The sequence below is a fragment of the Oceanobacillus sp. E9 genome (assembly GCF_001741975.1).
GTDB lineage: Bacteria > Bacillota > Bacilli > Bacillales > Amphibacillaceae > Oceanobacillus > Oceanobacillus kimchii.
This window is the reverse complement of record NZ_LSNA01000010.1, coordinates 1-26,282: the sequence shown is the minus strand read 5'-3', so window position 1 is coordinate 26,282 and position 26,282 is coordinate 1. Positions and strand designations below refer to the sequence as shown.

General features: G+C 34.8%; 33 protein-coding genes. 25 read left to right on the top strand and 8 right to left on the bottom strand.

All coding sequences use genetic code 11. From position 1 onward, the window contains the following. Positions 1–246: 246 nt before the first annotated feature. Positions 247–915, top strand: coding sequence for a hypothetical protein (locus tag AQ616_RS17840; RefSeq protein ID WP_139136389.1), 669 nt, complete (start codon positions 247–249; stop codon positions 913–915). Between the two features lie 29 nt (positions 916–944). After that, positions 945–1,187 (top strand): hypothetical protein, encoded by a 243-nt coding sequence (locus AQ616_RS17835; RefSeq protein ID WP_069686480.1) that lies wholly within the window; start codon positions 945–947, stop codon positions 1,185–1,187. Positions 1,188–1,356: 169 nt separating this feature from the next. Here AQ616_RS17835 and AQ616_RS19710 read toward each other — a convergent pair whose 3' ends face one another. Next, on the bottom strand, positions 1,357–1,500 hold the full coding sequence (locus AQ616_RS19710; protein ID WP_168156665.1) for a hypothetical protein: 144 nt from the start codon (positions 1,498–1,500) through the stop codon (positions 1,357–1,359). 179 nt (positions 1,501–1,679) lie between these two features. Here AQ616_RS19710 and AQ616_RS17830 point away from each other — a divergent pair, with 179 nt between their 5' ends. From AQ616_RS17830 to AQ616_RS17820, 3 genes are all read left to right on the top strand, one after another. After that, complete coding sequence (locus AQ616_RS17830) at positions 1,680–3,011, top strand: fibronectin type III domain-containing protein (protein ID WP_069686479.1); 1,332 nt, start codon at positions 1,680–1,682, stop codon at positions 3,009–3,011. 57 nt (positions 3,012–3,068) lie between these two features. Next, complete coding sequence (locus AQ616_RS17825; RefSeq protein WP_139136388.1) at positions 3,069–3,491, top strand: hypothetical protein; 423 nt, start codon at positions 3,069–3,071, stop codon at positions 3,489–3,491. Between the two features lie 125 nt (positions 3,492–3,616). Next, the gene (locus tag AQ616_RS17820) at positions 3,617–3,811 is read left to right on the top strand and encodes a hypothetical protein (protein WP_069686477.1); all 195 of its coding nucleotides are present in this window, start codon (positions 3,617–3,619) and stop codon (positions 3,809–3,811) included. Between the two features lie 17 nt (positions 3,812–3,828). Here AQ616_RS17820 and AQ616_RS17815 read toward each other — a convergent pair whose 3' ends face one another. Together AQ616_RS17815 and AQ616_RS17810 are read right to left on the bottom strand one after the other, a co-directional pair. Continuing rightward, positions 3,829–4,152, bottom strand: coding sequence for a DUF3221 domain-containing protein (locus AQ616_RS17815; protein WP_168156664.1), 324 nt, complete (start codon positions 4,150–4,152; stop codon positions 3,829–3,831). 119 nt (positions 4,153–4,271) lie between these two features. Beyond that, complete coding sequence (locus AQ616_RS17810; RefSeq protein WP_069686475.1) at positions 4,272–4,523, bottom strand: hypothetical protein; 252 nt, start codon at positions 4,521–4,523, stop codon at positions 4,272–4,274. An 847-nt stretch (positions 4,524–5,370) separates the two neighbouring features. Between AQ616_RS17810 and sigY the strand changes: the two genes are divergently transcribed. The 6 genes from sigY (at position 5,371) to tlp (ending at position 9,074) form a co-directional block, all read left to right on the top strand. Further along, positions 5,371–5,901 (top strand): RNA polymerase sigma factor SigY, encoded by a 531-nt coding sequence (gene sigY / locus AQ616_RS17805; protein WP_069686474.1) that lies wholly within the window; start codon positions 5,371–5,373, stop codon positions 5,899–5,901. After that, the gene (locus AQ616_RS17800) at positions 5,888–6,232 is read left to right on the top strand and encodes a YxlC family protein (RefSeq protein ID WP_069686473.1); all 345 of its coding nucleotides are present in this window, start codon (positions 5,888–5,890) and stop codon (positions 6,230–6,232) included. Before sigY ends, AQ616_RS17800 begins: the two co-directional genes overlap by 14 nt. A 303-nt stretch (positions 6,233–6,535) precedes the next feature. Continuing rightward, entirely contained in the window at positions 6,536–6,739 is a 204-nt protein-coding gene (locus AQ616_RS17790) for a PLDc N-terminal domain-containing protein (protein WP_069686471.1), read from the top strand. Then, positions 6,739–7,644 (top strand): ABC transporter ATP-binding protein, encoded by a 906-nt coding sequence (locus AQ616_RS17785; RefSeq protein ID WP_069686470.1) that lies wholly within the window; start codon positions 6,739–6,741, stop codon positions 7,642–7,644. The genes AQ616_RS17790 and AQ616_RS17785 overlap by 1 nt, the downstream gene beginning before the upstream one ends. Next, positions 7,641–8,420, top strand: a complete 780-nt coding sequence (locus AQ616_RS17780) for an ABC transporter permease (protein ID WP_069686469.1) — start codon at positions 7,641–7,643, stop codon at positions 8,418–8,420. The genes AQ616_RS17785 and AQ616_RS17780 overlap by 4 nt, the downstream gene beginning before the upstream one ends. Before the next feature lie 429 nt (positions 8,421–8,849). Continuing rightward, positions 8,850–9,074 carry a small acid-soluble spore protein Tlp gene (gene tlp / locus AQ616_RS17775; RefSeq protein ID WP_017795211.1) on the top strand — a complete coding sequence of 75 codons (225 nt, stop codon included), beginning with the start codon at positions 8,850–8,852 and terminating at the stop codon, positions 9,072–9,074. Between the two features lie 162 nt (positions 9,075–9,236). On the opposite strand, the gene AQ616_RS17770 is transcribed toward tlp, so the two are convergent. After that, a complete protein-coding gene (locus tag AQ616_RS17770; RefSeq protein WP_017795212.1) occupies positions 9,237–10,136 on the bottom strand; it encodes a YitT family protein in 900 nt (299 codons plus the stop codon). A 613-nt stretch (positions 10,137–10,749) separates the two neighbouring features. On the opposite strand from AQ616_RS17770, the gene AQ616_RS17765 reads away from it, so the two are divergent. The 7 genes from AQ616_RS17765 (at position 10,750) to AQ616_RS17735 (ending at position 18,184) form a co-directional block, all read left to right on the top strand. After that, on the top strand, positions 10,750–11,313 hold the full coding sequence (locus tag AQ616_RS17765) for a DUF4256 domain-containing protein (protein ID WP_251046453.1): 564 nt from the start codon (positions 10,750–10,752) through the stop codon (positions 11,311–11,313). 313 nt (positions 11,314–11,626) lie between these two features. Further along, positions 11,627–11,959, top strand: a complete 333-nt coding sequence (locus tag AQ616_RS17760) for a hypothetical protein (RefSeq protein ID WP_069686467.1) — start codon at positions 11,627–11,629, stop codon at positions 11,957–11,959. An 86-nt stretch (positions 11,960–12,045) separates the two neighbouring features. Further along, positions 12,046–13,452 carry an NADP-dependent phosphogluconate dehydrogenase gene (gndA, locus tag AQ616_RS17755; protein WP_017795215.1) on the top strand — a complete coding sequence of 469 codons (1,407 nt, stop codon included), beginning with the start codon at positions 12,046–12,048 and terminating at the stop codon, positions 13,450–13,452. A 265-nt stretch (positions 13,453–13,717) separates the two neighbouring features. Next, positions 13,718–14,761, top strand: coding sequence for an NAD(P)/FAD-dependent oxidoreductase (locus AQ616_RS17750; RefSeq protein WP_017795216.1), 1,044 nt, complete (start codon positions 13,718–13,720; stop codon positions 14,759–14,761). A gap of 229 nt (positions 14,762–14,990) precedes the next feature. Continuing rightward, positions 14,991–16,157 (top strand): GNAT family N-acetyltransferase, encoded by a 1,167-nt coding sequence (locus tag AQ616_RS17745; RefSeq protein WP_017795217.1) that lies wholly within the window; start codon positions 14,991–14,993, stop codon positions 16,155–16,157. A gap of 117 nt (positions 16,158–16,274) precedes the next feature. Beyond that, positions 16,275–16,949, top strand: coding sequence for a hypothetical protein (locus AQ616_RS17740; RefSeq protein WP_069686466.1), 675 nt, complete (start codon positions 16,275–16,277; stop codon positions 16,947–16,949). Then, a complete protein-coding gene (locus AQ616_RS17735) occupies positions 16,946–18,184 on the top strand; it encodes an efflux RND transporter periplasmic adaptor subunit (protein WP_069686465.1) in 1,239 nt (412 codons plus the stop codon). The genes AQ616_RS17740 and AQ616_RS17735 overlap by 4 nt, the downstream gene beginning before the upstream one ends. 211 nt (positions 18,185–18,395) lie before the next feature. Here the strand turns inward: AQ616_RS17735 and AQ616_RS17730 are convergent, their stop codons facing one another. Further along, a complete protein-coding gene (locus AQ616_RS17730) occupies positions 18,396–19,244 on the bottom strand; it encodes a YihY/virulence factor BrkB family protein (protein WP_069686464.1) in 849 nt (282 codons plus the stop codon). Between the two features lie 137 nt (positions 19,245–19,381). Here AQ616_RS17730 and AQ616_RS17725 point away from each other — a divergent pair, with 137 nt between their 5' ends. From AQ616_RS17725 to AQ616_RS17715, 3 genes are read left to right on the top strand one after another with little or no spacing between them, the layout of a single operon-like run. Further along, positions 19,382–19,840 carry a DUF948 domain-containing protein gene (locus AQ616_RS17725; protein WP_017795221.1) on the top strand — a complete coding sequence of 153 codons (459 nt, stop codon included), beginning with the start codon at positions 19,382–19,384 and terminating at the stop codon, positions 19,838–19,840. 4 nt (positions 19,841–19,844) lie between these two features. Next, a complete protein-coding gene (locus AQ616_RS17720) occupies positions 19,845–20,294 on the top strand; it encodes a DUF948 domain-containing protein (RefSeq protein ID WP_017795222.1) in 450 nt (149 codons plus the stop codon). Then, entirely contained in the window at positions 20,287–20,508 is a 222-nt protein-coding gene (locus AQ616_RS17715) for a hypothetical protein (protein WP_069686463.1), read from the top strand. The genes AQ616_RS17720 and AQ616_RS17715 overlap by 8 nt, the downstream gene beginning before the upstream one ends. A 100-nt stretch (positions 20,509–20,608) precedes the next feature. On the opposite strand, the gene AQ616_RS17710 is transcribed toward AQ616_RS17715, so the two are convergent. Continuing rightward, positions 20,609–21,022, bottom strand: a complete 414-nt coding sequence (locus AQ616_RS17710) for a DUF948 domain-containing protein (RefSeq protein ID WP_017795224.1) — start codon at positions 21,020–21,022, stop codon at positions 20,609–20,611. A gap of 164 nt (positions 21,023–21,186) precedes the next feature. Between AQ616_RS17710 and cwlD the strand changes: the two genes are divergently transcribed. Both cwlD and AQ616_RS17700 read left to right on the top strand, forming a co-directional pair. Further along, positions 21,187–21,918: an N-acetylmuramoyl-L-alanine amidase CwlD gene (gene cwlD, locus AQ616_RS17705; protein ID WP_017795225.1), complete on the top strand. Its 732-nt coding sequence runs from the start codon at positions 21,187–21,189 to the stop codon at positions 21,916–21,918. Between the two features lie 89 nt (positions 21,919–22,007). Beyond that, the gene (locus tag AQ616_RS17700) at positions 22,008–23,066 is read left to right on the top strand and encodes an Mrp/NBP35 family ATP-binding protein (protein WP_069686462.1); all 1,059 of its coding nucleotides are present in this window, start codon (positions 22,008–22,010) and stop codon (positions 23,064–23,066) included. A 104-nt stretch (positions 23,067–23,170) separates the two neighbouring features. Here AQ616_RS17700 and gerD read toward each other — a convergent pair whose 3' ends face one another. Continuing rightward, positions 23,171–23,824 (bottom strand): spore germination lipoprotein GerD, encoded by a 654-nt coding sequence (gerD, locus tag AQ616_RS17695; protein ID WP_069686461.1) that lies wholly within the window; start codon positions 23,822–23,824, stop codon positions 23,171–23,173. 133 nt (positions 23,825–23,957) lie between these two features. Between gerD and AQ616_RS17690 the strand changes: the two genes are divergently transcribed. Beyond that, entirely contained in the window at positions 23,958–24,611 is a 654-nt protein-coding gene (locus tag AQ616_RS17690) for a KinB-signaling pathway activation protein (protein WP_017795228.1), read from the top strand. Between the two features lie 39 nt (positions 24,612–24,650). On the opposite strand, the gene pdaB is transcribed toward AQ616_RS17690, so the two are convergent. Next, positions 24,651–25,406 (bottom strand): polysaccharide deacetylase family sporulation protein PdaB, encoded by a 756-nt coding sequence (pdaB, locus tag AQ616_RS17685; RefSeq protein WP_069686460.1) that lies wholly within the window; start codon positions 25,404–25,406, stop codon positions 24,651–24,653. 297 nt (positions 25,407–25,703) lie between these two features. Here pdaB and AQ616_RS17680 point away from each other — a divergent pair, with 297 nt between their 5' ends. Continuing rightward, entirely contained in the window at positions 25,704–25,925 is a 222-nt protein-coding gene (locus AQ616_RS17680) for a hypothetical protein (protein ID WP_017795230.1), read from the top strand. The last annotated feature ends 357 nt before the right edge of the window (positions 25,926–26,282 follow it).

The window sequence follows — 26,282 nt, the reverse complement described above, 5'->3', positions numbered from 1 at the left end:
GAATTATTTACTAACGATACGGTTTTAGAATACAATTAATAGTAATTCAGGTTGTGATATAGTACAATAATCCCTTTTACGTATTGACTAAATGAATATATAGGACTATTCTATAAATGTTCATAATTTTAGTACAATATACTTAAGAGGGGAGTTACAAAGTTGAAAAATACTAGATTATTATTAGGACTAATGGTAGTAATGTTATTTTTTAGTTTTAGCAATCCCACCAAGAGCTACGCAGATGTGAACGACGAAGACAAAGAAGACTGGGAAGAGGAATGGTTAATATGGGAGAACACTGAGACTGATATAATCGAAGTGGATATCGATAGTTTAAGTGAGGAAGAATTTGAGGGGTATGAGGATGGTCTTGAAGAGGGAGAAGAGATTGTTGCGATATACTCTGAGCAAATCCCCATAGAAAACGAAGATATTATAGGTATAGAGATTCCATATATAGACACCACTCTTGAGTTGTTTGATAATTCGGATGTGGAAGGAGTAACGCCATTTGCTCGTTCAAAAAAATGGTATTTAGATAGTAAAAAATATGTAGGTAAGTCTTATGGTAGTTGGTCTAATGCAGGTGCAACTACAAAGTCTGGCGGTAGACTATATGCGTCTCATTCAAATAAAGTTAGTAACACTTTTACTGGTCAGTTAATGGCTACTAAAGCTTCTGTAAACGCTCTAGTTAAATTCGACATAACAAAGGAGTATACTAAAACAGTTGGGTACGTTAGCCCTGAGTTAAAAAGTGGTGTAAACTACCGTCTTAAATACAGACATGTTCGAGACAAGTATCAGGTTAAACAGACTCAAAGATACGATAGTAGAGGAAAGGTTTATTCAACAAAATATGTATACCCACAAAAATGGAAAGAACGGGAATACATGGTTGTCAGATACTAGATTCTATTTCAAAAGGAGCAACTAAAATTATGAACAAGTCAATTTTTGGGAGTTTTTTGTTATTAATATCTGCGTTATTATATGCGACTAGGTATTTATGCAGTGCGATTATGATGGTTAATAGTGGAGAGTGGGGAGAAGAAGTTTTTTCACTATATCTATCGTTTATTCCAAATGGTTTAATGGTTGCAACTGTTGCTTCATTAATAATAGGTATTGTATTTATTGTCTGGGAGTTTATAGAGAAGGGCAAAGTAAACATATCTGGTTGAAGTCATAACCTATATGATAAAAAGTGACACCTGTTTAGGTGTCACTTTTTAGTTGTTTGAAATAAAATATAAGCTCTAAATAGGATAATAAATAATGTTGATATGCTCCTTCAGTTATTCAAAAATATAAACTTGTTTAACATCTCTAAATTCCGTAATAGAAAAAGAATTATTTAAATAACTTCCTTATCCCTTTACCTGCAGCACGTCCAGTAATTCGTCTTCCAATTCGCTTACCTATTTTCCCCTTTCTTACAGCATCAACATCGTTCCAGATACGTAACACTTTGTATATGCTTGATTTTAAACTCATAAAAACTCTCCTGTCGCTTACTAATATTTATTCCACCTTAACAGGTAAAGGAATTAATTAAAAAATGAATATTTAAAATAGCCTTGTTTTTTATGAAAAGGAATGGTAATGTTTGTAATGTAAATGTAAATTATTTACACTTTTTGTAATAATTTACAAATTTATAAAGGTGGGATAATATGGAAAGAATTAAAGTTTCATTAGGAGTTTTAGTAACTGTGTTAAGCATTCTTTTGTTTGGGAATGTAACCGTTTCAGCACAGTCATCAGTTGAGGTAGATCAAACAGCTGATAGTATTGAATTATACTGGTCAATAGATGGGGATAGTTTCCAAATTTATAGAGACGGTGAAAAAATATGGAAGGGTAATGAGAAAGAATACATAGATAAAGATCTTGAAATATCAACAAATTATAGTTATAAAATAGGTAGCTTTAACGATAATGGAGAATTGCTTGATATTGTAACAGTAAAAACGTCTACAACAAGCCCTAAAGGATTGAGGTTATTAAAAACTCAAACCACAGATGAGCAACAATCAGAAGTCTATAATGCAATAATTAATAGCAATGTTGGAACAAATTATGTTGAGCTTGAATGGTCTGAACTTCAAACTAATAACGGTAAGTACAAAGTATATAAAGACGAACAATTAATAGCTGAAGTGTCAGAAAAATATTATGAAGATAAAAATGTACAACCAGGACAGACATATGTTTATACAGTTGTAGCTGAAACAGATGCTGGTGAAGAAGCGAAACAAAGAATAAGAGAAGAACTTGAATCTAGGAATCTACCAACTAATCAAGAACATATTAATGAATTAGCTACTAAAAGAGAAAATTTGATTAATGTTGTTCGAACACCAGAGAAAGTAAATATTGAAGAATTAAAGGGTTTATCGACTCCATTTTCAACTGATATAAGCCCTCAGAATGTAAGATATAGTATGCTTTTTAGATATACAACGTTTATTCCTTCACGTGTAGAGGAAAACAAATTTCCGTTTCACGGTGGTTGGTTAAAAGGTGATAATCGTGGGTTTAGTGCTACTTCAAGTAAATATAGAACTCGTTCAGACGTATACGCTGGATGGTCTCCCGCTGGTGACGGAAGAGAATTACGTCAGGAGAGGTCCGTATCGGAAACAGTGCTTTATGAAGATAAAGCGGGAACAAAAGTTGATATGAGAGATACTGCAAGTGCTTCAGGTATTAAATTTGTTCCTTTAGTAAAAAATAATAGTAATGTTGAATGGGAAGTAAATCATGATGTAGGTGTTCCTTTTGATCCTATGTATCCTAACATTACTTACCAATATTTTGGTAAACTTGATAGTAGCTATAGCGGAAGTATTAGAGGGTCTCATGATAAGGCTCCAAATCATGAGATATATTTAGGTGTTGCGTATACTGGTATGGGTTGGACATCATTGAGAACTTATACTGGACAATCATTCTTTAATTTATTACCTGGTATGCCAAATGAGACATTTAATATTAAATTTTAATTTTACAGCTTAAGAAATGCTTTAGGAGTTAATGATATGATAAATAATTTATCTTTTATGAAAAGAAAGCTATTAGTTGCTTTATTTACTAGCTTCAATACAGGGTTTATATTTGTACTTCTGACAGAGGCTTCTAGCAGTGTGAATAGCACTTCTGTTTATAATGTACTCACTGATCTATTAGCTGCAACTATAGTTGTATCAATAGTTTATGTAGCTCCGGTTATTTTTATTATTGGAATAACATTATCGGTGATAATAGACAAAATAGCCGCTTTTTTCAATAACAGTGCTATTAAAAATATAATTGAAATAACTCTTTACCCTTTATTAGGAATATTAATTATGTTTTTATTGTTCACCGTAGTAGGTGGCGAATTACCAGACTTCAAAAGTAGAGATTCTATTATTTCATTTTTTTGGATGTCCATTTATCCAAGTTTCTTTTTCTTATTTGTAGACAAAATACTATCAAAATAATAATTAAGTAAAGCTCTCACATTAGTGAGGGCTTTTTATATCTAAAAGAGCTTGTTTAAATTTTAGAAGGAAAATCTCTGTTTTTATAGAATTTAGGTATATATAACTATAATGAGGGGGATTTTATGGCGACTTTATTGGGTTCATATTGGTGTGGATGTTGTAAAGAAGAATTGAAATCAAAAGATGGTGTTATTGTTGGGAATTTAAGGACAATGGTACATATTAAATGTCGTTTATCAAATGCAGAGGATGAAATAGACAGAGGATATGCGGAAGACATGATACTTAAATATAATTTTGGCGAGCCACTTGAATAAGGGAGGTTTTTATCGTTCTATTTTTCTTTTATTGTTATTTTACTTGCAGTACCCATTGGTGGATAAATATCTAATGTGTATTTAAACCATACTTCTACACTTTCTCCTTCTTTTTGCTTATTCAGATTAAATTCAGTTTCTGAAGCATTGATAAGAATTGCATTTGGATACTTAGAATGAATATCCTCGGACTTAGAGTATTTATCTAATAGACTTTTATCATAAGTTGGTGCAAAAAGAAACGTATCATTGTCAATAACTTTTAAAATATATCCTGAACGTGGATTATCGGCAGTTGAATCAACAGGCTCATTATTAGAAGTATCAGTATCTTCAGTCATATTAGATGTAGAATTACATCCTATCAATAATAACAATGAAATTATTACAAATAACATAATTCCTTTCATTTTGATGTGCTCCCTTCTTTATTTGAATTAACCCGCAGTTATTCTGCGGGTTAATTCATTATTATGGAGTAGGTAGATACGTCTTGTAAAGTATTTTTATCATAAATTGGGTCTTGTGATTTAATCTCTATATTTTTTTGAGGGGTTAGATTTCTTGTATAGTCATCGAATTTAATAACTTCTCCATCTTTCGATATCATATCATAGGGGTTTGTTTTACTATCTTCTGCAGAAAAAGAAGTTGGTAAGATTAAACAAAATAATAAGAACAAAAACAAAATAAATAAGTTTTTAAGATTCATTATACCACCCTTTATATTTTTTAGTATTTTAACTTTTTCTACCCTCCTTTTTATTTGCTTAATATTAAAGTTCTATAATTTTTACAAAATACCTTCCTTAATGTTAAAATAATACAAAATATTTAAAAATTATTTAACTTTATTACATAATAATTACGCTAGGACGATATGCAAGCCACTCGAATAAGGGTGGTTTTTTTATGTTGATTCAAATGGTATACTGCAGATATCAAATATATAAATTTTATCCTCAATTTCTTTAGAAACCTGTGGATAAGTTCGTATAACATACATGTAACATACAAAAACGCCTGCGATCGTTGATTTTACTACCCACCTCAGTTCTCAAAACGTTAATATTTCAATATTTAAAGCACCTAACCCACTTCGGGAAAGGTGCTTTTTTTACGTCAAAGAATCGTTTGTAACTATATGTTGACTATATTTATTCTTTTTTGAGATATTTTTGTAGTATGATGATTATAGTTGTATACCATACCGAACCTGGAACTATTGCATTTTAACTTGTTTTAATTCAATAAAATTCTCTAAGCTTGTTCAATATACAACTTTCAAGGAAACATAATAATACTAATAAGAGATAAGCATTTTTTCGTATTTTTTTACTTTGAAATTGAACGATCTTTACTAGTTAGTCGTATTACATATAAAGTGAGACCTCAATCAGTGGCAGTTTTTGACTCCTACTGATTGTTAGCGAAACTTATCAGGGCGTTAGCGTCCGTTTATTCCCCATCTTCGCTTCCTCGTTTTCATTCGAACCTTGAAGTGGGGGTTTTACGGACGTTTGTCCCGTGATAAATCATTATTGTATGGAGTAGATCTCATGGATGAAAAGGATTTAATTCGAAAGGCGAAAAAAGGCGATACATTAGCTCTTTCGAAACTGCTACAACAGAATTATTCATTCCTCTTAAAGTATTTAATGAAAGTTACTCTTCATCCACAGATCGCAGAAGATTTAACTCAAGAGACGATGATGAAGTGTATTGAGAAAATCCAACTGTATAATGGCGAATCCAAGTTTTCCTCCTGGCTCATCACTATCGCAACGAACCTTTTTATCGATCAACAGCGTAGAAAGAAGCGGGAGAAAAAATGGCTAGAGGAAGAACAAGCGCTCCGAAAAATGAAATGGAATGCAGCCAATATGAACGAAGAATGGACGAATGTACTTGATGTACTTGCTCAAATTAATGAAGAAATGCGTATGCCAATCGTGTTAAAGCATTATTACGGATATTCATATGAGGAAATTGGGAGAATGATGGATATTGTAGAAGGAACAGTAAAATCTCGAGTTTCAAATGGTCTAAAAAGAATACGAAAGGAGTTGGCTGAACTTGAAGAAGGATGATTCTAAAAACAGTAATTCTATGTTGGATGATGAAGATGAACGAACGGCTAAGCAATTAATAGATGGTTTAGAAAAACTGGATCAATGGAATCCAGTATCTACCCCAAACTTACAATGGTTTCAAGAGAATGTTGAATTAGAGAAAAAAAGAATACGAAAAAAACAATGGAAAGATCTCCTCACGTTTATCTCTGTTGCAGTATTTGTGCTTTCGGTTGTATTTGCTGTCGTTTATCGTCAGCCAATTCTTTTTCTTTATTTTCAGCTTGTGGGAATTATCTTATTGCCTTTAGCCCTTAACAAAACTAGAAAGAAGGTCAGTAATGAATGAATCCAAACGATCTCAGTAGCATATCACTTTGGTTATGGCTCGTACTTGCATTCATTCTGATTTGCCAAGGCTCATGGATGTTTTGGGATGCACGGAAGAGGGGACACAATGCTTGGCTATGGGGCTTTTTAGGCCTTATTCAATTTCCAACCTATCTTATTATCTATCTTGTTTTTGCAAGAAAAATATTTAAAAGAAAGGTCTCAGGATCAAATTCCTGAGATTTTTTTATTTTTTCGTGAGTGAACGATTAGGTGAACGTAATCGTATTAAGGGTAAGTAAATTATTTGGAGGAGAAAAAAATGAATATAACATTAAATGATATCCCTTGGGGAGCGATTGCGCCAATTATTGTCTTACAATTAATTCTTATGATTACCGCATTAGTTTCTTGTATGAGAGAAGAAAAAACGAACGGACCAAAATGGTTGTGGATCCTTATTATTTTATTTATCAGCTTAATTGGACCAGTGCTTTATTTCGTTGTTGGAAGGAGAAATGATTAATGGAGTTATTAAAGGCAAGCGATTTAGTAAAAAGTTTTGGGAGTAAGAATGCTGTTAATGGAATCAATTTTGATATTGAAGAAGGCAGGTGCGTTGCCTTACTTGGACCAAATGGAGCAGGTAAAACAACGACATTAAAAATGCTATCCGGATTGTTGGAACCGACTTCAGGAAGTATTGATTTTAAAGGGGAAAAAGCAAAGGATTTAAGGCAGTTTATTGGGTATTTACCCCAATATCCCACTTTCTTTAATTGGATGAGCGGAAAGGAGTTTCTGGTTTTCGCAGGACAATTAGCAAAGCTGAATCGTAAAGAAGCAGAAAAAAGAAGTGAAGAATTACTTGAACGAGTGGGCTTAACAAACGCGAAGAAAAGAAAAATAGGGGGTTATTCTGGTGGAATGAAGCAGCGCCTCGGATTGGCACAGGCACTAATTCATCGTCCGAAATTACTTATTTTAGATGAGCCTGTTTCAGCACTCGATCCACTTGGGAGAAGGGAAGTGTTGGACATGATGAGGGAGATTAAAGAAGAAACAACCATTCTCTTTTCAACCCATGTCCTTCACGATGCAGAGGAAATAAGTGACGACATTCTTATTATAAATGCAGGGGAGATTGTGATATCAGGTAGCCTGGGAAATGTAATGGAAGAGTATCGACAACCTATTTTACAAATTGAATTCGAATCACTGGCTACTGATTGGCTAAAGAGCATAGCGAGTTATAGCTTTGTATCTGAAGTAAACATTCAAGGTAATAAAGCCAGCATCGTATTGAAAGATATGGTATATGGGAAGCAAGCATTATTAAGAGATATCGCGGATAGGAAACTTCCGATTCGTAAGTTCGAGATTTCTCAAACAACATTAGAAGATTTATTTATGAAGGTGGTGAAGGCATGACACAATGGACGGTTCTTTATCGAAAAGAAATAACAGAAATGATTCGAAATTATAAAATTTTATGGATTCCAATTGTCTTCATTTTGCTAGGTGTCATGCAGCCGGTTAGTTCGTATTATATGCCGGAAATATTGGACACTTTTGGCGGCCTTCCAGAAGGTACAGTCCTTGAAATGCCTACTCCGACTGGGGAAGAAGTATTAATGACGGTTTTATCTAATTATGGGATGCTTGGTGTACTTATTCTTGTATTGAGTGCAATGGGGGTCGTTTCCGCAGAAAGACAGAGTGGCGTAGCTGGTATGGTCATGATTAAACCAGTTCCATATTCCACGTATATATTATCAAAATGGGCTGGCTTACTTTCCATTACACTCATTTCATTGTTTATCGGATATGTAGCTTCTTGGTATTATACGAGCTTACTCATTGAAACAGTTGCTTTTGAGCGCATCATTCAAAGTATAGTGATCTACAGCATATGGTTAGTTTTTGTTGTTACACTGACGCTCTTTTTCAGTACGATAATGAAAGGAAATGGCAGTGTCGCTTTTGTTACCATTTTTGTGGTCTTTGCCATTTCGTCGGTTACATCCATTCTGGGAAAGCATATGAAATGGAGTCCGGCTACGATGACTGAGCACACAGGTCAGATCTTGTTGTCAGGAGAACTAGGCTCCAGTTTCTTGCTAGCTTTTATCACAACTATTGCTATTATCGTCGTCGTTCTCATCTCATCCATACAAATCTTTAAGCAAAAAGAGCTATTGGATTGAAAATGTATCCTACCATGTGTATTCTTTTTATAAAGTTTATGAGACAAGAAGGTACACTATTTTATACAAAGCAGTGGATTATATTAGCAAAATGTATTCAACTAACATCCATCATATTGGTGCAAATTGGTTCAAGTAATGTCAATCTCAATCCTTTTTCATACATTTTTATCCATAGAACAATTCCCAAAACGTTGATATAAATGGATTTCCATGGATTAGGTGCACTTAAAATTTATCTGTATACTTCTCAAAACTTTAAGTTTTTGGAATATCAGAAAACCCTCAACTCTTATAGTGGGGGATTTTTACTTTGTATAATAACTTTTCCATATTAATAAAAGTTTATGTCATAATACGTTTCTTCATAAGAATATATTTCAAGGTTATGGAAAAAATACTCCTGAATATTATTGAAGGAGGGATAGTATGACTCATCCGAAACCAGATGATAGATCTGATAACGTTGAGAAGATTCAGAATACCATCGACCACACTTTAGAAAATCTTAATGAATCAAAAGATTACATTAATGCTCACTCAGAGGAACTAAGCAGTAAAGAAAAAGAAGAATTATTGAGTAAAAATGAAAGAAGAAAAGAAAGTGTAGATGGATTACGTTCAGAAATAAAAGATGAAGCTGATTCACAATAAAGTGAAACTTCTTTCAGTAGAGGCATTATTGTCTGTTACATGAGGGATAAAACAGTGTCTTAAGACAGTAAATTGGAAACCGAACTATAGTCTCGATAAATTATATCTTGGATTGTAGTTCGGTTTCTTAATAATTGTGTTCCGCGAACATAAAAAGAGTCGTTACATATTCTCTTCATCAGCTTGGTTTTTATAATATCGTTGTTCTATTTTATTGTCTCGGAACGTTTTCTGTCCAGGGTGATGAGCTTCTGCGAAACTTCCGCCAGTAACGTCTTTTACTGTGTGCACTACGGTAAATGCCGTCTCATCAATACTTTGAACGAGCTTCTTTAAGTAAAATAGACGTTGTTTGGGGATAGCTACATAAATTAAATTTTCTTCGATACCATCATCATTCTTTTTGGCCGTTAATACAGTTGTATGGGCACCAAGGTTAGTTTGAATGGCTTTTTCGACTTCTTCAGTTTTTTGAGAGAAAATATGAACTACTTTCTTTGATTCAAAACCTTCTAATACATAGTCTGTTACTCTTTTTCCTATGAATAATGCAAGTATTGTATACATCGTATATAAAGGTCCAATTACAAAAACACCAGAAATAACTATAGCTGCATCGAGTACAAAGTTCGTACCGGTTAATTCCCAGCCAAACTTGTAATTTAACATTCGCGCAATGGTCGATGTTCCTCCAGTGGTACTTCCTGACCGGAAAATTAATCCAAAACCAATCCCGGTAAACACCCCAGTAAATAACGCTGCCAATAGTGGATCTGGTATTCCTGAAACGGAGTCTTCTAAAATGTATATAAAAATAGAAAAGAGTGGGATGGTTACGATTGATTTCACAATCATATCTTTAGGTAAGTAACGATACCCTATAAGAAGTGTTGCTGCATTTATAATGAAGGTAGTAAGAGCGGGAGATATTCCTATTCCATGATACATAAGCAATGCAAGACCTGGAACACCACCTTCAGCAAGGGAATTTGGCATTGCAAAAATTGCTACGGAAACCGCAAAGAAAAATGTACCTATAATCAAAAACAAATAATTCTTCATATAAGAGTGTCCACCTTTTACCTAAGTTCAATAGGATGCAATTCATTGTACCATACTAGTACCAGCGATACGAGATATCATTTATAAGTCATTTTGTACACTGGAAAGAATTTAAAAGAAAAGCGCATAGAGTAGTTAATGGACCATTACTATAGTTAGTTAAAAATGTTTATTTTACTATGAACCTTGTTTAATCGATTCAGTTCTTTTAATCATAATATGTATTATGATAGGAGGGCATAGAATGTGTTGTAACAAGAAGGAACACTATACTTGTCTACAAAAAAGAGAATCAGTATAGTTTTATAACTGAGAGGTACATAATTATAAATAGAGTTAGCTAGCGATCCTTAAGTTGATTATAGAATTGTTGCAAGTTAGTCAATGTTTAGTATTAATTTAAATAACAATTTAATTTTCATAATGTTAAACTATATTTAGCAAGATACTATATTTGGCTTTTATCAGCTAAATCAAATACTTTGATAAGAAAGATATAATTTTAATACTGTTCTAATATCTAAATTAGTTCGGTTAGTTTAATATATCTCCTAATTGCAATATAGATTAATCAATGTTTTAAAAAAGTATATTCTTGAAAGGGGAAATAAATTTGATTAATAGTAAGACATTATCGCCAGAACAACAAGTAGAATTAATAGAAACGTTAAAAGTACGGTTTGAAAAGAATCCGAATCGACATAAAGATATAGAATGGGAAAATGTACAAGCAAGGCTAGAAGCGAATAGTGATAAGCTTTGGTCTCTCTATGAAATGGAAAGAACAGAAGGCGAGCCGGATGTAATTGAATATGACCAAGAAAGTGATGAATATATTTTTTATGATTGTTCTAAAGAGAGTCCCAAGGGGCGTAGAAGTATTTGCTATGATCGTGAAGCGTTAGAATCAAGAAAAAAGCATCAACCAGATAATAGTGCGATTGACGTTGCTACTGAGATGGGTATTGAGCTATTAAATGAACAACAATATCGCTTATTACAAGAGCTTGGTAACTTTGATATGAAAACATCAAGTTGGATAAAAACTCCTTCTGATATTCGTGAAGCCGGAGGCGCTATATTTTGTGATTATCGTTATGGACATGTGTTTGTCTATCATAATGGAGCTTCCTCTTATTATGGTTCAAGAGGTTTTCGTGGTTTAGTACGGGTGTAATTGTAGTGATTAATTTCTTCTAGTCTTCTAAAAGATAGTTAATTCTGACCTTTGTTCCTATTTTTTATATAAAGTATTATATTATCAATCAGTATGAAGATAATTAAGCTAATATTTAATTTTAACTATGTATATCTTTTATCCTGCATGTAGAGAAAAGTAAACTCCGAATTCAAGACTATGAGGCTTAAGTGAAAGAGATAAATGGAGGGAAGACCGAAACTCTCATTAAATGAAGTTTTACTTAATTTGGTTAATGTATAATTAATTATCCAGAATACTCATTTATACAATAGAATTTGAGGAGATAGTAATGAAGAAGCGAATTATTTCCATTACGGTAGTAACTATAATTTTTAGTGCATTGATTGTATATTCAAGGTTGTTTGTTTATGGGAATTCCAGTTCAAACCATGACTTTCCTATACCAAAAGCTGCTGACTTAATAAATACGAATCAACATAGCGAAATTTATAATTGGATTAAAGCATCCGAAGAAAATGGGGTTCCATCAAGTTACATGGACTTTATCGAACAAGCAGGATGGGAAGAAGGAGCTCGGGAAGGTGCGGCTGTTTACTATACAAAAGGGGATCACACAGTCGAGGTAATCTCTACTACAAACCAACTGACTATAATTTATTAAAGCGGATATTGGTTTCCTACTACTAAATTCGCTATAATAGGGAATGATTCATTTCAAAATAATTATAGAGAGGAAATGATGAGTTGATGAAACAACAAATCGGAGTTATCGGCTTAGCCGTTATGGGAAAAAATATCGCACTTAACATGGAAAGCAAAGGTTTTTCCGTAGCAGTTTTTAATCGCTCTTACGAGAAGACAGAAAACTTCTTAGCAAATGAAGCAAGCGGAAAAAACTTTGTTGGTGCAAAAACAATCGAAGAATTTGTAGATTCTTTGGAAAAACCACGTAAAATCATGTTGATGGTAAAAGCTGGTCCAGCAACGGATGCTACCATTGAATCATTGAAGCCACATCTTGATAAAGGAGACATTCTTATCGATGGTGGAAATACATTATATGAAGATACAATTCGTCGTAATAAAGAATTAGATGAATCGGGTATTCATTTCATTGGTACAGGAGTATCTGGTGGAGAAGAGGGAGCGTTAAATGGTCCATCGATTATGCCGGGTGGACAAGCAGAAGCATATAAATTAGTTGCTCCTATTTTTGAAGCTATTTCCGCAAAAGTTGATCATGATCCATGTGTAACATATATTGGACCAAATGGTGCGGGACACTTTGTGAAAATGGTTCATAATGGAATTGAATATGGAGATATGCAACTAATCGCAGAAGCATATGATTTAATGAAAAATGTTCTAGGACTAGATGCGACTGAGCTTCATAACGTATTCAAGGATTGGAATGATGGAGAATTAGACAGTTATCTGATTGAAATTACTGCAGATATCTTCACTAAAGTGGACGAAGAGACCGGGAAGCCACTGGTGGAAGTAATTCTAGATAAAGCAGGTCAAAAAGGGACTGGAAAATGGACAAGTAAGAATGCACTTGATTTAGGAGTGCCACTTCCGTTAATTACTGAGTCCGTGTTTGCACGTTTTATTTCTTCCTTAAAAGATGAACGTGTTCGTGCAAGCAAAGAATTAAATGGACCGACGAATGTATTATTAGATGAAAGTAAAGAGGAGCTTATTGAAGCAATCCGTCAAGCACTTTACATGAGTAAAATCGTATCTTATGCGCAAGGATTTGCTCAAATGCGAGCAGCTTCCGATGAGTATGATTGGAACTTGAGCTATGGTGATATCGCGATGATTTGGCGCGGAGGGTGTATTATTCGTGCGAAGTTCTTACAAAAGATCAAAGATGCCTATGACAGAGATGCTCAATTACCGAACTTAATGCTCGACTCTTATTTCAAGGAAATTGTAGAAGGTTACCAGTCTTCATTACGAAAAGTTGTATCCCTAGCGGTTGCGCATGGTATTGCGGTTCCAACGTTATCAAGTGCAATTGCGTACTATGATAGTTATCGCTCAGAAGATTTACCAGCAAATCTTATTCAAGCACAGCGTGACTACTTTGGTGCACATACGTATGAGCGAAAAGATAAAGAAGGCGTGTTCCACTCTCAGTGGTTTTAATCGTTAAAACAAAAAGGATCTGATTAACATTATGTTAAACCAGGTTCTTTTTTCTGTCTTTTGCATAGATAAGAATGATGCATCAAAGAAATTATACACGTGTAAGGCTGTCCGAAGAGTTTCTACTTGTATAAGGTGTAAAATTTTTTTATTCTAAAAGATTGAAAACGATTCTCATTATCATTATAATGACAATTAAGAGGTTTTATCATTATAGTTTAACTAAAATTTAGTTCTTCATATCTTTTAGGGGGTTGAATAGCAAATGGAAGTCTTTGACGTTACGATTGTTGGTGGTGGTCCAGCTGGTTTATATTCTGCTTTTTATAGTGGTTTAAGAGAAATGAAAACAAAAATCATTGATTATCAGGCAGAATTAGGTGGAAAGGTGCATATTTATCCAGAGAAAGTCATTTGGGATATTGGTGGATTAACTCCAATGTCAGGTGAAAACGTGATAAAGCAAATGGTAGAACAAGCAATGACGTTTGATCCAACTGTTGTGTTAAATGAAAAAGTCGAATCCATTGATAAAAATGAGATGGGATTATTTCAATTACATACCGCATCTGGAGAGATTCATTATTCAAAGACAATCATTGTAGCAGTTGGTGGCGGCATTCTACACCCTAAAAGATTAAATATAGAAGGTGCAGAAAAATATGAAGTGACGAATCTAAACTATAAAATAACATCTTTACAACGTTACAAAGATAAACGAGTAATTATCTCTGGTGGCGGAAATTCTGCCGTTGACTGGGCAAACGAGCTAGTAGATATTGCGAAAAGTGTTTATCTGACATATCGTAAGGATGTTTTGTCCGGACATGAAGCACAAGTGACAAAACTAATGCAAAGTTCAGCGGAATGTTACTTTAATTGTTCAATCACAAAACTTATCTCTGAAAATAATCAGTCTATCGAACACGTGGAGTTAACTAATCATGAATCTGGAGATATCTTAGCCCTTCCAATTGATGAGGTCATCATAAATCATGGATATGACAGAGATATTGATTTGCTAGACAATAGTCCCTCCCTAGGAATAGAGATAAAAGATGGTTACTTTGTGGCGGGTTCGCCAAATAGCGAATCCTCCGTCCCTGGAATATATGCAGCTGGAGATATACTTCATCATGAAGGGAAGCTTCATTTAATTGCAGGTGCTTTTCAAGATGCTGCAAATGCAGTAAACCAAGCGAAAAAGTATATTGACCCAATGGCAAATAACTTTGCGATGGTATCTTCCCACAATGAAATGTTCAAAGAACGTAATGAAAAGATTAAAGCATCAGCTGCAACTGTATAAAGGGAAACTGTACGCTGTAGCTCTCACGAGTGACTGATGAGTCTCTAAGTATTCTATTCTCAACTAGGATACAAGAGTAATTTAATATCTTCCCAACACAAATTTTCATGTAGTATTTTTAGAGACATGCAGAGTTTTTCTGCATGTCTTTTAATTTAACTTAAATAATTTCACTTTTTATTGTAGTATGAAAAAGTAATCGAATTTTTCAAAAAAGGGGGATTCTCCATTGTTAAAAAAGCTATCTTCACAAAATGATGAAATCTATCAATTATCGGCATTTGCATTTCAGTATGAATTAACACCGGAAAGATTAGAAGAAAGAAAAAAGGAAAAACGAAAGGAAGCAGTATGGGGTTGGATGGAAGATGATCGTTTGGCAGCAAAGCTTCATATCGTTCCTTTAGAAGTCTCTGTACATGGTAAGCCAATTAAAATGGGAGGTATATCTTCAGTTGCTACGTGGCCAGAATTTCGTCGAAAAGGCATTGTGCGAAAATTACTTCAACATGCTTTGCAGGAAATGAAGAAGGAAGGACAAGTACTATCCTACTTACATCCATTCTCTATACCATTTTATCGTCGGTTTGGTTGGGAGATTACCTTTGATGAGAAGGAATACATTATTCCAATGCATCATTTTAAAAGAGATTGGCAGCTAGATAGTGGTATGATACGACGAATGCAGAATAATGATGTTACATCGATAGTAGAAACAATTTATGAAAAATATACAAAACAATTTAACGGAATGCTTCTGAGAGATCTCCACTGGTGGGAGCATAAAATTTTATCTAAAGAGAAGTTAATTGCCGTTAGCTATGATCCACAAGGCGAACCAGATGGATATATTCTGTATGAAGTTAAGAAAAATATACTAGAAGTAGAGGAACTCATACACCTTACGCTAGCGAGTAGACAACGTTTACTCCACTTTATTTCGAATCATGACTCGATGGCAAAAGAAGTAAAAATGGTTGCTGCTGGTCACGATGCACTGCCATTATTATTGGATGATCCACGTTTTGAACAAAAAGTCAGCCCGTATTTTATGGCAAGAATTGTCGATGTCTCTAAATTTCTACAGCAATATCCATTTTTAGCACCTATGGGAGATTTAACAATTAATTTGGAGATTATAGATGATTTTGTAGAATCAAATTCTGGCACGTATCGACTAGAAAGTAATAATAAACAGATCTATGTAGAAAAGAAGTCTAAAGAAGCAACTTTATCGGTTTCCATCACGATACAACAGTTAGCATCGATTTTATTAGGGTACAAACGTCCGATAGAGTTAATGGAGATAGGTCTAATCCAAGGAGAGCAACAACAAATTGAAACACTTGACCGCATAATTCCACAAACCAAACCATATTTTGCTGACTTTTTCTAATAGGTCTTCACGACTATTGTTGTCAAATTAATGAAAATTTCATAGTATTTCATCAGTTATTAAGGTAAAATGACAACTAGAAGAAAAGAATGGATAATGCAAAAGGAATGTGACGAAATGACTTATTATGCGCGTTTGTTTCGAATGATTTCTCAGACAAAAGATGAAAGTTTTCGACTAAATAAAGCAGAGGAAGTACGAGGGTTATGGAAGATAACAGTCACCTTATCACTTGTATCAATGATTATCTACGGAATAATGGCTTTTTTAGGTGTTGGTTCCGAGGAAATATCTAAAAACGGAATATGGTTAAGTTCTGTTGATTTTGAAGCTAGTAAACTTTGGTTTGTGTTAGGCAGAATGGTCTATGGGCTTCTGTTTGCGGCGATCGTTATTTTTTTACCATCTCTATTATTCTATTTACTGACAGGAATTTCTTATAAAAAGCTAATTATTATTCAACATACTGCGTTAATAGTTTTTTTAATAGAGCGATTATTATGGATTCCTTTGGCTTTACTTGCTGGGTTAAGTTGGTATGTATCTCCGCTCTCATTTGGAATAATTGCTTCTTACATAACTAATATTTCCTGGATTGTTTACTTTTTTGGAGCGATATCATTATTTCAATTATGGATTATATACTTTCAAGCAAATTTTTTGGCGAAGTATTCCGATGTGAGAAACCGTTTTGTTTGGTTAAATGTTATTTTAATTCACTTCTTAGGATGGGTTGTTGCAAGTGTTTTAGCAAATGTTGATTCATACATCATAAGTGGGTGGTTTGGATGAGGAAATATAAGAAGCATATATTGTGGTTTTCGATTACTGTGTTTGTTGTAGTGAATTTTGTCCTCGTTTTATTTGATAAAGAAGAAAAAATAGATCGTGTATCATTTGTACATAGCTGGACAAATAGCCATGAGGCAGATCTTGTAGAAATGTTATATAAGCCTGGTGTGATTGACGTGGCCGGAGAAGAGCACATCTATTTTGATACAACCAGTGGTGTATTTCAAGAGTTTATGGTGCAGGAAGGGGATATGGTGACGAGTGGTGAGCCATTATTCTCCTATGAAGTCCAAAGTTATTATGAAACGGAAGTAAATTTGAACCAACAGGTGTCTCAAGTAGAAGGGGAACTTGCAGCTATACAATCTGCTATCACACAAATGGAAATGTTTCAAATTCCTGAAGGTGCTACTGGTACACCAAGTGATGTGACACTAAATGAAGAAGAGCTTGAAATTAAATTCCCACAGAACACCGTAGAAGCAGAATTGTTACGGCAACAATACCTGATTGAAAAAGAAAACGAACTCTCTCAGAAAACAGCGGAATTACAGAGTCTAGAAGCACAGTTAATGGAATTACAATCATCTGGGAATGTAATCACTGTAAATAGTCCTTTTGATGGTCGAATAAGTGAGATAAAAGACAGTTTAGAAGATCCTGTAATTACCATACAAGATACAACACTTCAAGTTGATGGAGAATTTACGGAAGAAGAACGAGCAAAGGTGGAGGCAGGACTTGCCACACAAATGGAAATAAATGAACTACCAATAGCGCTTGAGGGTACAATAAATGAAGTAAGTGATCATCCAAAAGAAGTAGGTTTAGAATCAGCAAGCGTGTACCCATTTTCCGTATCTATAGCGGAAGAGGATCCAGAAGTTTTAGAGGCACTGCTTCCGGGTTACCATGCTGAAATAGGAATTATCATGGAAGAAGCATTAAGTGCCACTACCTTATTTGAAGATTCGATTTTTACGAATCATGTATGGAAGTTGCATACGAATGGACAACTTATGAAGAGCCCAATTGAGACTGGGTTACATGTTGATGAACAAGTAGAAGTTGTACAGGGGGTAGAAGTTGGTGATGTTGTTGCGAATCAACCTTCTTCTCAATTCCGACATGAAGCTACATTCATTACTCCTATCCAAGTAAAAGAATTGTCGAAGTCATCTTTTACTTGGAATCAATGGGCAAGAAGCTTTGTTACAGGTATATTATCAAGATAATAAAAATCCAAACTGGCATCGATAGTCGGTTTGGACTTTTTTTGGAATGTAGCCTTTTATGGGCGGAAACTTGGTGGATAAAGATTACTACAGACTTGGCAGTAGGAACTGTTAGCGAAAGGCAAGGCATCCGTCCATTGGCCCAAAATTTTGTTTTGTTCCAGCCTCCCACCGTGGGCGCTTACCACGTTTTTAGCTTGCACTCATGAATTTATATATCCGCTGCATGAGAATACGCAGGATTTTCTGCTGTTTTTTTCTGATGATACATTACATTAATAATACCGCCAATAAGAAGGATTATCCCCGTCAAGAAGAACCAAATCATTAAAATGATGACACCGCCTAGACTTCCATACATATTTGAATAATTTCCAAAGTTTGATACATAAATAGAGAATCCGAATGAAATGATAAGCCAGAGGATACTAGCTGTTAAGGTTCCAGGAATAATATGTTTCACTGGAAGTGTTGCATTTGGTGCAAAACGATATAGCGTTAGCAATAATAGTGTAATTATTGCAATACTAATTGCAAAACGTGAAATTTGTAGAATCCATTCAAACGATGCATTAATCCCAGCAGTAGACATAATCATTGTTAGAATGACATCCCCAAAAACTGGTAGTATAATAGCTGTAATAACTGCAAAAATCATTGCAATAGTAAGTCCAAAGGCAATTGCTCTTGTCTTTATAAATGAGCGAGTTTCTTCTACTTCGTAGGATTCATTCGATACTTTAATGAATGCATTAATTCCGTTGGAAGCAGACCATAAAGTTCCCAAGATACCAACTGTTAATAAGCCACCACGAGGTGTCTCTACAAGGCTCACGATATTATCTTGGAACGTGTTCGCTAGCTCTTCAGGTAGTATAGAAGAAATAAATTGTATTGCATCCTGTGGACTTATATTAAAATAAGGAATAATAGCAAAAGCTACTACCAGTAATGGAAAAACAGATAATAAAAAGTAATAAGCTAATGAAGCTGCAAGTAATGGTACATCATCATCTTTAAATTTAGTCATAAACGTTTGCACATTGGATTTTATCTTCATTGGGTCAACCTCCATATTTGGTACTATATGGAACCTATACCCATTCCGTAATAAGATTAATCTTACTTAGAGATAGGAAACGTTTTATTTCTGTAGACAGGTGGTATAATATTGTCTAAGAGGAGGGAATTTTACATATGGCTGTCATTTATGTTGGAATTTTGTTCATCGCTATCGCATTTGCAATTGTGGCCTGTTATGCGGCATTCGCATTAAGTCGTTTTTCAGATACAATGCGATCGCTAGGCAGATCGATGACGGAATTAGAAAAAGAAATGCATTATATTACACCTCAATTGACGGAATCACTGCAGGAAGCAGATAAATTGGTCGATGATATTAGTGAAAAAGTGAAAGCGACAGATAGTGTGTTTGATCACGTAGAAGATGTGGGTACTTCGGTACAAACGATGAACCAGTTATATCTACAACAAAAGGAAACACTGTCTGAAGCGGAATTAGAAAAGAAATTACAACCATTTATAACAGGAATCACGTGGAGCGAAGCGTTTATGCAAGTATTTAAAACGTATCGAACAGGAAAAGGATCGTCTATGAACGATTCTTCTACTGTAAATACAGGAAGAGAGGGATAAGTAAATGACGTTAATCGGCATAGGTGTCATTATTATTGGAGTAGCGGCTATTATTTTGGCTATTTTTATCGGACATACGTTAAATAACTTGGCTAGTGTATTAAGTGGAGTAGATAAAACGGTTCAAAAATTGCCGGAACAACTGGACGGGATTTTTAAAGAAACAGGAGATATGATTCATGAAAGTAATCAAACATTGGCAGATGTTAATGATAAATTACAGCAATTGAGTCCCCTTTTCTATATGGTTGGAGATGTAGGAAATGCAACAAGAAAATTCTCCTCTTCTTTAGTAGATGTAACCGATTCTGTAAAAGCTCGTACAGAAGCAGGGAGAGATATTGCTGATAAGAATAATCTTGGTGGTTTGTATGGTAGCTTTGCATTAGGTTACTATTGGTTGAAAAAACGCAGAGAAATGAAGCGTGAGGAAAGAGATTACACCAATGAGTAAGCGTGGGAAGCAAGCTGCTATCGCTACAAGCGCAGCACTGGGGGTTTCATTAGGATGGGTGGTCAGTTCATACATTTCCAACAAACGTTCTTTAGCGGAGAATCGACCATTATTAGAACGATTGAAAGACTTTGAACAGCAACTCTATACAGATGGATTTGAAAAGGCGAATGACCTACAAGGTATTCGCCAAGAAGTGGAAAATCGTATCTAAGAAAATATGTTAAAAAAAGCTAAACGATTGCCGGGTTATCGGCTACAATCGTTTAGCTTTTTTAAATAGATATGTTCTAACCTTATCTTAATATGTTTTATTATTTATTTCGTGTCGCTAGGAAATAACCAATGGTTGCTAGGCCATAAATGCCTTGTAAGTTTTTACTCCCAATCATTGCGTTCGCTTCTTCTGTTTTTTCTTGAAGTCCATCGGCGGTTTTTAATACAGAAGAAGTTAATCGATTGGTCGCACGACCAGCATCTCCTATTAAATGAAAGATGGGTGATAGTTCTTTAATTTGTTGATTTACTTGCTGTAATGTGTCGATTCCGGTTCCAAGAACGTCTGTAGCTTGAGACGTAATAGTCTCTACTGTTTCCGGTAATTGGTCTGTCGTTTTTTGGACGCTTTGGAATAAATCAGCTAGTTTCATTAATGGCTTAAATAGTGCTCCAGCAATTCCTAAAAATGCTATACCAATAATTATAAGGCCAATTCCTATCCATATCATGAGTGTTTCCCTCCGTTTAAGTAATTCTTTGATTAATCGATACCACTGTGTTTGTAGAAGTAAACCTACCTCGTAAATAGCATACCACAAATGTTAAGTCATAAACTGCAATCTTGTCCCATAAATTTAGTAAAAGAGAAGTCAAAGGAAGGGGCACAAAATATATGGGAAGAAAAAAGAAAATTGCTTTTTGGCTATTAGGTGTATTTTTACTTGCGTACTTATTACAATACCCAATAAATGAGACAAATATGACAGCAAATCAAGGGTGGACGTTACCCCTTACCGGAAAAACAATTGTGATCGACCCTGGGCATGGTGGGCCTGACGGAGGAGCGGTTGGGTCCGATGATACAGAAGAGAAAGACATCGCTCTAGAAGTATCGAAACTTATTCAGTCTTATTTGCAACAACAAGGAGCAGTTGTTTATTTAACCCGGGAACAAGATAAAGATTTAGCTGCAGAAGACACAAGTGGACTAGCTCGAAGAAAATCCGAAGATATTCGAAATCGTTTGAAGTTTATTCACGACAAAGAGCCAGACTTTTTTTTATCCCTACATTTAAATGCATTACCCTCGACAAAATGGCGAGGTGCACAAACGTTTTATTATCCAACAAATGGTGAGAATAAGCATTTAGCCACGATGATTCAACAAGAAATCATACGAAATTTAGAAAACACAAATCGATCACCTTTAGCGTTAAATAGCATGTATTTACTAAAACATGCCGAAGTTCCGGGAGCTTTGGTGGAAATAGGGTTCTTATCTAATGTGGAGGAAAGAGAATTGTTAAAAGACCAAGATTATCAACGAAAAATGGCGGCAAGTATTTATGAGGGAATTTTACGATATGCGACAGAGGAGCCTGAAAGAGAAGAGGAAACAAACTGAAACCGTCACCATATTGCATATTACTTAGATTTTCTGTGTTTTGTGTTATACTAGCAGGTGGATACAAACACAAGGGATGGTGATGTTCAATGCTAACAAAAGAGAGGGTTGTAGAGCTATTAAGCTCTGTTAAAGATCCTTTTTTACATATAACATTGGAAGAAACTGGGGGAATTAAGTCAGTTACGGTTAAGGAAGACAAGAAACATGTCAGCGTGAAGATTGGTATTTCCAAGACTAATACAGCAGAACAAATGGAATTACAACAAGAAATCGTTGGAATCTTGAAGCGTGATGGGGCAAATACAGTAGGGCTTCGATTTGAAGCACTTCCAGATGAAGTTATTCAAAAATATCAACCTGCAGCAGAGAAAGCGAAAGAAGCTACTCTCATGGGTGGTAATTCAAATACAAAATTTATCGCAGTAGCGAGTGGTAAAGGTGGCGTAGGTAAGTCTACGGTAACCGTAAACTTAGCAGTATCTTTAATGCGATTAGGTAAAAAAGTTGGAATTATTGATGCCGATATCTATGGGTTTAGTGTTCCTGATATGATGGGTGTGGAGAAAAGACCTGTTGTACGAGGGGAAAAAATTATTCCCGTAGAACGTTTTGGAGTAAAAGTAATTTCCATGGGCTTCTTTGTAGAAGATAACTCACCGATTATTTGGCGAGGCCCAATGCTTGGTAAAATGATTAATAGTTTCTTCTCTGAGGTAGAATGGGGAGAATTAGATTATCTGCTATTAGACTTACCTCCAGGTACAGGTGATATCGCAATGGATGTACATGAGTTATTACCTACGTGTAAAGAAGTAATTGTAACTACACCACATCCAACAGCTGCTTTTGTAGCAGCACGTGCTGGCCAAATGGCACTAAAAACAGACCATGAAATTCTTGGTGTGGTTGAGAATATGGCTTACTTTGAAAGTAAAACAACCGAAGAGAAAGAATATGTATTCGGTAAAGGTGGAGGCAAAAAACTTGCTGACGTATTAAAAACAAAAGTATTAGGACAACTACCTCTACAACAACCTTATGAAGAAGAGGATGTTTTTGCACCTTCTGTGTATCAAGAAGATCATCCAATTGGAAAAGAATATCATAAGATAGCAGCTAAAGTAATTGCCAAGATGGAAGAATAAAGTGAAACTTCATTTAGTGAGGGGTTACAACCCGTTACATGCGGGATAAAGAATTAGGGTGTCCTGATTGATGGCGGGCACCCTATTCTCATATCCAATTGGTATTAACCGCCGCCCCCGCCGCCGGAACCACTATTGGAACCAGACTGAGACTCTCCAGATCCGCCTTGTTGACCGGATTCATTTGAAGAACCACTTGATTTACTTTGCTCTTCCGCAGCCTTGAGTAGAATTTCTTCAATTTTAGCTTGGAAAATAGGTGATTGTAAGGTCTCTTGAATCGTTTCTTCTAAATGAGCACGGAATTGTTGGCTTTTTAAAACAGATAGCATTTGCTCCGTTACTTCCGGATTATTTAACAGTTCAATCATTTGTTTTTGAAATTGACTGTCGTTCATGAGATCCTTCATTAAATTCTTTTGTTCATCAGATATTGTTTGTGCATAGTTCTTAACGAACTCTGGATCTTCGAACATTTTTTCCCAAGATTTTTTGCTTTCTTCTGAAGTAAGAGCTTCATTAACAGCATTTTTCACGCTGTCTGATTCCATTACCAATAAGTTTTTAAGCTCTTCATCATGCATAATCTCGCGGAGCGCTTTCTTACCGTCTTCGGTTTGAAGTATATCAACAACCATTTTTTTGGTTGTATCATATTCACCTTCGTTTTGACTATTACCACCACCGCCACCACAAGCGGTTAACAATATAAAGAAGGATAAGCTAAGGAGTACAATACATAGATGTCGTCGTACCATTTATAGTCCTCCTTTCTATATGTTTAATATGTATAATCAATAATTAAAATATGCACATACATAAGAGAAATAAATGCCGTATCATGGTAAAATATTGTGGAAATGAAAGTATGTGCAATAGGAGTGAAAAAGTTTGAATACACGAATCCTTGTAGGTTTTTTATGGAAAACATTTTGGCTAGGTGGACTGGCTGGATTAATTGCAAGTTTCTTTGTTAAACCAGAGCAATATTTAAACTATATGCAACCGTTTGATGGTATGGAAATTCTAGGACTTATCGTATTCTTTTTAGGTTTAGGGTTAACGTTTGCAACCATTAGTTTAACTGGTTTTTTCGCGTATTTATTTGTTCATCGAATGGGACAGAGTTTATTCAAAGGGTATTGGTCAACGGTACAAGTAGGTCTAATTATATTTATTCTTTTTGATATTATTTATTTTCCATATCGATCAGCGGATAATGTTGAGCTGTATTGGTTTATCCTATTAGCAGCGGCATTATTACTAATCGGTTGGATAGTTGCTAAGATTAAAGCCAAAGAAACAAATAAAAAAGCATTTATTCCAACGCTATTCTTTATGGTCGTATTTACGACAGTAGAATGGGTTCCAGGATTAATGGTAGATGGAACAGATTATGCATGGCTTATGGTGGTTCCATTACTCGTATCGAATACATACCAAATTTTGAATTTACATCGATTAAATTTTCAAGAGAAGAAGCCTCAAGTTCAAGGAAGTAATGGACAGGATAAAAAAAGTCACAATAAAAAAAAGAAAAAGTAATGCGAAAGATCTCTCTCCAAAATTGGAAAGAGATCTTTTTTAATCAACAATTTCTGTGTTTGCTTTTGCTTGATTAATGATTTCTGAAATGGTTACCGGTTCATAGCCCTTGTTTTTAAGTCCTGGGAGAATGGTTTCTAGTGCACCGGCAGTTTGTTTTGCACTGTCGGATGCATGTAGGAGAACGATATCGCCATTATCAGTTTCTTTCATGATGTAGTCAACGATTACTTCTGTACCTGGATTTTCCCAGTCGTTAGGATTTACATTCCAATGAACAACATGGAAACCGAGACTTTCAGCGAGTTCAATAATTTCTTCGTTAAAATGGCCATGTGGTGTGCGCAATAAATTAACGTTTTCATAACCTAATTTTTCAAAGGCTTCCTGTGCATACAATAGGTCTTTTCTAACTTGATCAATCTCTTGGTCTAAATAGCTTTTGTATCGATAACCAAGCATTCCAATCTCATGTTCACCTTCTGAAATAGCTTCTAGAAGGTCTGGATGCCTTTCTGCCCACTCTCCACTAATGAAGAACGTAGCTTGTACATCTTCATTTTCTAATTGCTTTAATATTTCTTTTACTCTTTCTTCACCCCAACTAATATTAAATGTAATAGCAATGTTTGGTTCATCGGCATTACCTTTTGATAAAGCAACAGGCTCTTCGCCATTAAATACGGAAAAGACTGCATCTTTTTGTGTCCATGCTATAAAAGCAATGATAAATGCTAAACCGATAATCCATGCAGTTCTTTTCCCTCTTAGACGAAAGGAATAAAAATGATCCATTTGTTTTCCTCCTCTACTTATACCTATAATCATTTCTATGCACTAGACTTGCTAATTATGTACAAGCTCGCTTTGTCGAAAACTGTTTAAGAAAATGATGGATGAAATTTAGTGGTTTTGGGGAATAGTAGTGGATAGATGCTAAAAACTCCGACCGACAAAATTCATTTGTTTTTGCGAATACTTGTAATACTTAAGTCGTTAGTCTTTGGAACCGAAAATGACTTATTGAAATATATTAATAGTAATATATGAATTTGTTTAACGGATTTATACGGTGATATATGAGGTGATTGCATGATTGGATTATTAGTAAATGAAATGGAACAGAAGGAAATGGAGTATTTAATAAAGCGAGAGCTTGAAGAAATCTTATTAGATTTAGACGATAGTCGAATTGATCAAATGGTAAAAAGCGCAATGCGAGAAAGGTATAGATTATTATTTCAATTACTTCGTAGAGTGGCGAGTGAACAAGAGTGTATGAAGTATATCCCTAAAAGGAAAGGGAATATTTAATTTAGGATACCTTTTGTAGTGATTCGTAATGTTACTGCAAAAGGTTTTTTATCGAATTTTAATTTTTTGTTTAAAAACTATTGCTCAATAAAAAGGAATATGGTATATTAATTTTTGTTGTCGCTTGATGAAACATTTTGCAACTTACATTGAATAAAGATTTTCAAAAAAAGATTTAAAAAAATGTTGACATCAAACGGATAACATGATAAATTATATCTTGTCGCAAAAAACGACAAACACAGAAATTGCTCTTTGAAAACTGAACAAAACAACCAGTACGAAAGAAGAAAAACACCTCGTTTTTCTTAAAAGAAATGAAGTCAGAAGTTGACTTCTGAAGCACAAGAAATACAA